The sequence below is a fragment of the Komagataeibacter kakiaceti JCM 25156 genome (genome assembly GCF_000613305.1).
The window spans coordinates 1-7,163 of record NZ_BAIO01000095.1 but is presented as its reverse complement, the minus strand read 5'-3'; the positions used below and the strand labels follow the sequence as shown (position 1 = coordinate 7,163).

General features: G+C 61.1%; 3 protein-coding genes, 1 tRNA gene and 5 pseudogenes. 5 read left to right on the top strand and 4 right to left on the bottom strand.

The annotated features are described in order from the left end of the window. From JCM25156_RS30900 to ruvX, 3 pseudogenes are all read right to left on the bottom strand, one after another. Positions 1 to 222 (bottom strand): annotated as a pseudogene (locus JCM25156_RS30900) (dihydroxyacetone kinase subunit DhaK); the annotation flags it as partial. A gap of 123 nt (positions 223 to 345) precedes the next feature. Further along, a pseudogene (locus JCM25156_RS22450) lies at positions 346 to 1,276 on the bottom strand (MIP/aquaporin family protein). A gap of 141 nt (positions 1,277 to 1,417) precedes the next feature. After that, positions 1,418 to 1,911, bottom strand: a pseudogene (ruvX, locus tag JCM25156_RS22445) (Holliday junction resolvase RuvX). Positions 1,912 to 1,987: 76 nt separating this feature from the next. Here ruvX and gatC point away from each other — a divergent pair. From gatC to JCM25156_RS27865, 5 genes and pseudogenes are all read left to right on the top strand, one after another. Continuing rightward, positions 1,988 to 2,275 carry an Asp-tRNA(Asn)/Glu-tRNA(Gln) amidotransferase subunit GatC gene (gene gatC, locus JCM25156_RS07485; protein WP_025812645.1) on the top strand — a complete coding sequence of 96 codons (288 nt, stop codon included), beginning with the start codon at positions 1,988 to 1,990 and terminating at the stop codon, positions 2,273 to 2,275. Further along, a pseudogene (gene gatA, locus JCM25156_RS22440) lies at positions 2,275 to 3,759 on the top strand (Asp-tRNA(Asn)/Glu-tRNA(Gln) amidotransferase subunit GatA). Before gatC ends, gatA begins: the two are co-directional and overlap by 1 nt. Next, positions 3,756 to 5,203 (top strand): annotated as a pseudogene (gatB, locus tag JCM25156_RS22435) (Asp-tRNA(Asn)/Glu-tRNA(Gln) amidotransferase subunit GatB). Before gatA ends, gatB begins: the two co-directional pseudogenes overlap by 4 nt. Positions 5,204 to 5,303: 100 nt before the next feature. Next, a tRNA-Ser gene (locus JCM25156_RS07470) sits at positions 5,304 to 5,396 on the top strand. 112 nt (positions 5,397 to 5,508) lie between these two features. Next, positions 5,509 to 6,711 (top strand): tyrosine-type recombinase/integrase, encoded by a 1,203-nt coding sequence (locus JCM25156_RS27865; RefSeq protein WP_277909407.1) that lies wholly within the window; start codon positions 5,509 to 5,511, stop codon positions 6,709 to 6,711. A 132-nt stretch (positions 6,712 to 6,843) separates the two neighbouring features. Here the strand turns inward: JCM25156_RS27865 and JCM25156_RS27860 are convergent, their stop codons facing one another. Next, positions 6,844 to 7,050 (bottom strand): helix-turn-helix transcriptional regulator, encoded by a 207-nt coding sequence (locus JCM25156_RS27860; RefSeq protein WP_199898842.1) that lies wholly within the window; start codon positions 7,048 to 7,050, stop codon positions 6,844 to 6,846. Positions 7,051 to 7,163 lie beyond the last annotated feature (113 nt).

The following is a 7,163-nucleotide window of genomic DNA, read 5'->3' as shown; positions in this document are numbered from 1 at the left end:
CGGTCAGCATGCCCTTGCCCACGAACCCGGCATGGGCGGGTTCATGCCCGAACCGCCACCGGAAATGACGGAAACCCGATCGGGATCAGGCGCGCGCTGCATGATGACGCAGGTATCAGGATAACCATCCAGCCGGCACAGATGCCGGCCTGCGGCGGAGCGCAGGAAACCGTCCAGGGCTTCGGTTACGATTGTCTCTCGCGTGTTGAAAAAACGCTTCATTATTATGCTTTCTCCCCTGCGGGCCATGGCCAGGCATGGCGGCAGGGCGAATATGACGGTTAAGCCGTTTCTGGCAAAACAACGGAGTGTGTCTGGCGTGGATCCCGCCGGGCGGCCCGGCCTTCAGGCGGGGTCGCTATCGGGCGGCAGATGGTGGGTGGAGTCGTCGGGGTGGCTGACCTTGCGGTGCGGGTCATCCAGCGCGGGAACGCGGCCGTGGTGGCCGAAATTGACCAGCCGTGCCTCCAGCAGGTGCAGCTTGCCCAGCAGGTTCATGCGGATGGCCATGACCGCGAGCGAGGCCCCGGCAAACGGGCCGACCACGTAAATCCATAGCCCCGTCCATTGCCCCGCGAACAGGCGGGTGCGAGCGTGCGCGCGAAGTTCACGCTGTTTCCCGAAAGCCATGCCGTGACCGGTTCATGATCAGGAAGAACAGCCCGCCTGACCATGGGGTGATGAACTTCCAGCGTGGATGCGCGGCCAGCCAGTACAGCATGGCGATCAGCGCGGCGGTCACGAACATTTCAGACCACATGGCCCACCAGATGGAAATCTGCCCATACGGCACGGTCGCGCCATAGCGCACGGATACCGCCATGTTGCCCCACCACGCCACCAGCCTACCCGCTTCGTACACCGTGGCCGTGCCGAGAAACGCGCCGATAACCTGCGCGATCATGTAATTGAGCGCATCGATGCCGCCGATGCGTCTGGCCAGTGAAAACGCCAGCGTGACGGAGGGGTTGATATGCGCGCCGCTGACCTTGCCAAACGGCGTCATGGCCGCCGCCGTGCCGGACAGGCCGAAACACAGGCCGCACAGCGCCGTCTGCAGATAGGGGTGCTGCTGCAACAGGGTCGCGAACGGACTGCCCGACGCGGTAAGCAGGATGACCGCGCTCAGCCCCAGGATCATCAGGATGGCGGTGGCGATCGCCTCACAGAAATACAGTTTCCAGTGAAACGGGTTGTGCGGGTGGGGGTCGCCCGCCAGCGGCCGGTCATGCACATGGATGTGCAGGTAGGGTAGATGCAGGTGTGGCAGGCGCATGGTCGGTATCCTCGTTTCTGGCACGTAGGGTCCGGCGCATGGCTGGGAAAAGGTCACATCCCGGTGCGGGCCGGTGGTTTGTGGGACCATAGCAGTCCCCGCACCGTCCGGGTCCGGTTTTGGCACAATCCAGTCATGCCATCACGAATTCGCAATCTCCCCTGCCCCGTCCGGTGTGGTCGAGGCGTCAAGGGCGGCCTGGAGGATGTAGGCGGCGGCCATGCGGTCCACCACCTCCCCACGGCGCTGGCGCGTCATGTCGGCCTCCGAGATCAGGAAGCGGTTCACGGCGGAAGAAGAAAGCCGTTCATCCCACATCGCGGCGGGAAGCCCGGTCATGTCCGACAGGTTGCGTGCCCAGTCCCGCGCCGCCTGCGCCGCCGGGCCGAAACTGCCATCGAGTGAAAGCGGCAGGCCGACCACCAGCCCGCCCACGTCCTGCGCGCGCGCGATCGTGCTGACCTGGGCGGCGATGACGGACAGTTTCGTCCGTTTCAGCGCCGTGTGGGGCGAGGCGAGCATCAGCCCACATCCGACAGCGCCACGCCGATCGTCCTGCTGCCGGGGTCAAGTCCCAGCAGGCGCTGGTTGCGCCGCAGCGCGGCACGGAGATCGGATATGTTGAACAGGGGCATGGTCGGGGCTATGTTCCTCAGCAGGTCCTGCGCCGCAGGATATTCTTCCCCTGTTACGATGGAAAGTTATTGCTTCATGTCGCTTGATCCCGCGACCGTCCGCCGCATTGCCAGACTGGCACGGATTGGTATTGACGAGTCTGATCTTCAGTCCCTGCAAGGGGAGCTTAACGGGATCCTGGGCTGGGTCGAGCAGCTGAACGAGGTCAATGTCGATGGGGTCGCCCCCATGGTCGGCACGGGCCACGCCGCGCTCCGCATACGTGACGATGTGGTGACCGACGGCAACTGCCGCGAGGCCGTGCTGTCCAACGCACCCGACGCCGTTGGCCCCTTTTATACCGTGCCCAAGGTTGTTGAATAATGAACCTGACCGAACTCACCATTGCCGACGCCGCCGCCGGCCTGCGCAGGCGCGACTACAGCGCGGTCGAGCTGGTGCGCGCGCATACGGATGGCATTGCCGCGCTCAACCCCCGCTTAACGCCTATATCACCGTCACGGCCGATGCGGCGCTGGAGGCGGCGGCCCGCGCGGACACAGCGCTCGCCCGCAACGAGGCCCGTGCGCTGACCGGCATCCCGCTGGGCATCAAGGATCTGTTCTGCACCACCGGCGTGCGGACACGGCGGCCAGCAACATTCTCAAAAACTTCGTGCCGCCTTATGAAAGCACGGTCACGGCCAACCTGCTGCGCGATGGCGCGGTGTTCGTGGGCAAGACCAACCTTGATGAATTCGCCATGGGGTCGGCCAACATCACCTCCGCCTTCGGGCCGGTGGAAAACCCGTGGAAGCGCAGGGACGATGCGCAGACCGTGCTGGTGCCCGGCGGATCGTCGGGCGGATCGGCGGCGGCAGTGGCCGCGGGTCTCGCCATGGGGGCCACGGGCACCGATACCGGCGGCTCGATCCGCCAGCCCGCCGCCTATTGCGGTATTGTCGGCCTCAAGCCCACCTATGGGCGGTGCAGCCGGTATGGCACGATCGCCTATGCCTCATCGCTGGATCAGGCGGGGCCGATGGCGCGCAGCGTGGGTGACTGCGCCATCATGCTCCAGTCCATGGCGGGCTTTGACCCGCGCGACAGCACCAGCGTGGATTGCGACGTGCCGGATTATTCCGCCGCCGTGGGTCGCAGCCTGAAGGGGCTGAAGGTCGGGATTCCGCGTGAATACCGTGCCGAAGGTCTCTCAGCCGAGATCGAGGCGCATGGCAGCAGGGCATCGCATGGCTGAAGGAAGCCGGGTGCGAGATCGTGGATGTCTCCCTGCCCCATACCCGGCACGGGCTGGCCACCTACTATATCGTCGCACCCGCGGAATGTTCCTCCAACCTCGCGCGCTATGACGGCCTGCGGTTTGGTGAACGTGTGCCCGCCCCCACGCTGGACGGGATGTACGAAGCCTCCCGCCGCGCGGGCTTTGGCGCGGAGGTGCGCCGCCGCATCATGATGGGCACCTACGTACTCTCCGCCGGGTATTACGATGCCTATTACCTGAAGGCGCAGAAGGTCCGCACGCTGATCCGCCGCGACTTTACTGAAAGCTTCCAGCAGGTTGACGTATTGCTGACGCCCACCGCGCCCACCCCGGCGTTCGGGCAAGGGGAAAAGATGGACGATCCGGTCCAGATGTATCTGAACGATATTTTCACGGTGCCTGCCTCCATGGCGGGCATGCCCGCCATGTCCGTGCCTGTGGGTCTGGGCGCCACGGGCCTGCCGCTCGGGTTGCAGTTGATTGGCCGCCCGTTTGATGAGGAAACCCTGCTGGCCACGGGTAGCGCGCTGGAAAAAGCGGCGGCCTTTACCCATCGGCCTGCCATCCGCGCGGAGGCGGCGAAATGAGCTATACGATCGAAGGCCGCACCGGCTCGTGGGAAATCGTGGTCGGGCTGGAAGTCCACGCGCAGGTCATCAGCAAATCCAAGCTGTTTTCCGGTGCTTCCGCATCCTATGGCGGTGAGCCGAACACCCATGTCAGCCTGGTGGATGCGGGTTTTCCGGGCATGCTGCCGGTCCTGAACCGTGAATGCGTGGCGCAGGCCGTCCGTACCGGGCTGGGGCTGCGCGCGCGCATCAATCTGGAAAGCCGGTTTGACCGCAAGAACTATTTCTATGCCGATCTGCCACGGGCTACCAGATCAGCCAGTTCACCCACCCGATTGTGGGTGAAGGCACGGTCGAAATCGAACTGGCCGACGGCTCGGTTCGCCATATCGGGATTACCCGCCTGCATCTGGAACAGGACGCGGGCAAGTCGATCCACGATCAGGATCCGACACGTTCGCTGATTGACCTGAACCGCGCCGGCGTGGCGCTGATGGAAATCGTGAGCGAACCCGACATCCGCACACCGGAGGAAGCCGGGGCCTACCTGCGCAAGCTGCGCCAGATCCTGCGCTATCTCGGCACCTGCGATGGCAACATGGAAGAAGGCTCGATGCGCGCCGACGTGAACGTGTCGGTACGCAAGGCGGGTGAGGCTTTCCGCACGCGCTGCGAGATCAAGAACGTCAACTCGATCCGCTACGTCATGCACGCGATCGAGACCGAGGCCGCGCGTCAGGTCGAGGTATGGGAGGAAGGCGGCACGGTGGATCAGGAAACCCGCCTGTTCGACCCCTCCCGCAATGAAACCCGTTCGCTCCGCAGCAAGGAAGACGCGCACGATTACCGCTACTTCCCCGATCCCGACCTGCTGCCGCTGGTGGTGGAACAGGCCTGGGTGGACGAACTGGAAAAGGCCCTGCCCGAACTGCCGGATGACAAGCGCGCGCGCTTTGAAAAGGAATACGGCATTCCCCGTTACGATGCCGGTGTGCTGGTCGCCGAGCAGGCCATTGCCGATTATTACGAGACAGTGGCGCGGGGCCGCGATGCCCGCCTTGCCGCCAACTGGGTCACGGGCGATCTGTTCGCGGCGCTGAACCGCACGGGGCGCACAATTCAGGACAGCCCCATTTCGGCGCAGGCGCTGGGTGGCATGCTGGATCTGGTGTCCGATGGCACGATCAATGGCAAGATCGCCAAGGAAGTGTTCGAGGACATGCTGGAAACCGGCGATAGCGCGGCCGACATCGTGGAGCGCAAGGGCCTGAAGCAGGTGACCGATACCGGCGCGATCGACGCCGCTGTTGCCGACGTGCTGGCCCGCAATGCGGACAAGGTGGAAGAATATCGCGGTGGCAAGGACCGCCTGTTCGGCTTTTTCGTGGGCCAGGTGATGAAAGCCATGGCGGGCAAGGCCAATCCGGCCATTGTGAATGAAGCCCTGAAAAAAGTTTTGTAAAAAAGGAGCTTCCTCGCATTTTAGGGCTTTGCAGGGGTGCGGCTACAGGCTAAAAGCAGCCCTGCAAACGCCGTGTTACTTATAATGCGCGCTCTTCGGCGGAGGGGTGGCCGAGTGGCTGAAGGCGGCGGTTTGCTAAACCGTTATACGATGTCAAGTCGTATCGAGGGTTCGAATCCCTTCCCCTCCGCCAATCACTTTTTCCAAACAATCTAAAATTGCATCACAAATGGCGGAATACCTAGGTTTTGGGTCTATTTTGTGTTGCATGGCGTTCCATTGAATTGCACCCTATCCCGCATCAGATGTGGGAAAAAATGTGGGATAAAAATGGGACGTCTTTCCGCGACAGCCGTAAAGGCCGCGAAAGAGCCCGGACGCTACGGCGATGGGGATGGCTCTATCTCGTCATTAGTTCGAAAGGCGGCAAATCATGGGTGTGCCGCATTCAGAAAAATGGTCGGCGACGCGACATTGGTCTAGGCAGTGCAAAGACCGTGTCCCTAGTTCTGGCACGTCAGCGGGCAGGCAAGGCCCGAATGCAGGTTGAAGCCGGGCTTGATCCTATAGCCGAACGTCGTAAGGAAGCGGGCATTCCTACCTTCCGTGAAGCTGCCTTGAAAGTATATGCAGAGAATGAAGCGACATGGAAAAACAGGAAGCATCGCGGGCAATGGCTGGCTACCCTTGAAAGCTACGCCTTTCCTGTCATCGGAGACATTTCCATAGCTGATCTCGATGGTCACCACGTCAGGGAGGTAATTGCGCCCATCTGGTTGCCAAAGCAGGAAACTGCACGTCGCGTTCGACAACGAATCAGCGCGGTCGTGGATTGGTCGATCGGCAAAGGTTACCGTAATCTGCCTCTGCCCATGGCTGCTATGGACAAGTCTCTTCCCAAGGTAAAAAGTAAGTCCGTCCATCATGCGGCGCTACCTTATGTCGAGGTTCCTGCATTTGTAGCTTATCTCCGTTCCGGTAATTCTCTAGGGCGCCTTGCATTTGTCGGACTTATCCTGACAGCTGCACGCTTCGGCGAGATCAGGTGCGCGACGTGGGACGAAGTTGATCTGGACAACGCTTTATGGACGATACCTGCGACGCGCATGAAAGCAGGACGTGAACATGTTGTTCCTCTATCCCAGCCAGCGTTGGATATATTTATGCGTGCCCATAAGTATCGCGAATTACGTAGCAACCTTGTATTTCCGGGTTTGCGAACGGGCAAACCTCTTTCTGATATGACGTTGACGAAGATCTGTCGTGATGCGGGTATCGCGGCGGTTCCTCATGGATTTCGTTCGTCTTTTCGGGACTGGGTTGCTGAAGAAACAGAATTCGACGGTGATATTGCCGAAATGGCGCTAGCTCACGCTATCGCAAGCAAGGTCGAAGCTGCTTATCGACGTGGGAATCTTCTGGAAAAGCGACGCGTTCTGATGGATGCTTGGGGCGCTTATTGCATTCCGAAGAAACAAACAGATGAAATGTGGCCAGGTAGCCTATGAAGACAGGTCCGGCTTTACAGTAGTTGGTATGCTCTGCTGATGCTGGCCGGACCTAGCCGGGTTCGTGCCCATGATGGCGCCGAGTGGCCAGGCCGGGGCAGCCTCCGAGAACTGATTGCAACAAGAAACCGGTCAATTTCCTGGCGTACCGGCGGTATTGATCCAGTTCTCTATAATGCCGGAGTGCCAGCGGATCGTGCCACTGGATAGTTTACGTGGTTTTGGGAAAGTCCCCTTATTAATGTGTCGGTAAATGGTTGCCCGGCTCAGTCCGGTTCTTTCAGTAACCTCCCGTAGACGTAGAAGTCTGTTGTCGGGTCTGTATTCCGTTGCGTCCATGTTCAGATCCTCCATGTCTTGTCTGTTGGGATCAATCTGTTTCGTGTTCCTGATGTCTGCAGGACTTCCCGGTATGAATGGCGATGCCATGCTGCTTCCGGGGCATATCGGAG

Excerpts from the sequence above, each read along its gene's own strand:
- JCM25156_RS27865 (WP_277909407.1), top strand. The coding sequence starts at position 5,509 with ATGTGGGAAAAAATGTGGGATAAAAATGGGACGTCTTTCCGCGACAGC.
- gatC (WP_025812645.1), top strand. The coding sequence starts at position 1,988 with ATGTCGCTTGATCCCGCGACCGTCCGCCGCATTGCCAGACTGGCACGG.
- JCM25156_RS27860 (WP_199898842.1), bottom strand. The coding sequence starts at position 7,050 with ATGGACGCAACGGAATACAGACCCGACAACAGACTTCTACGTCTACGG.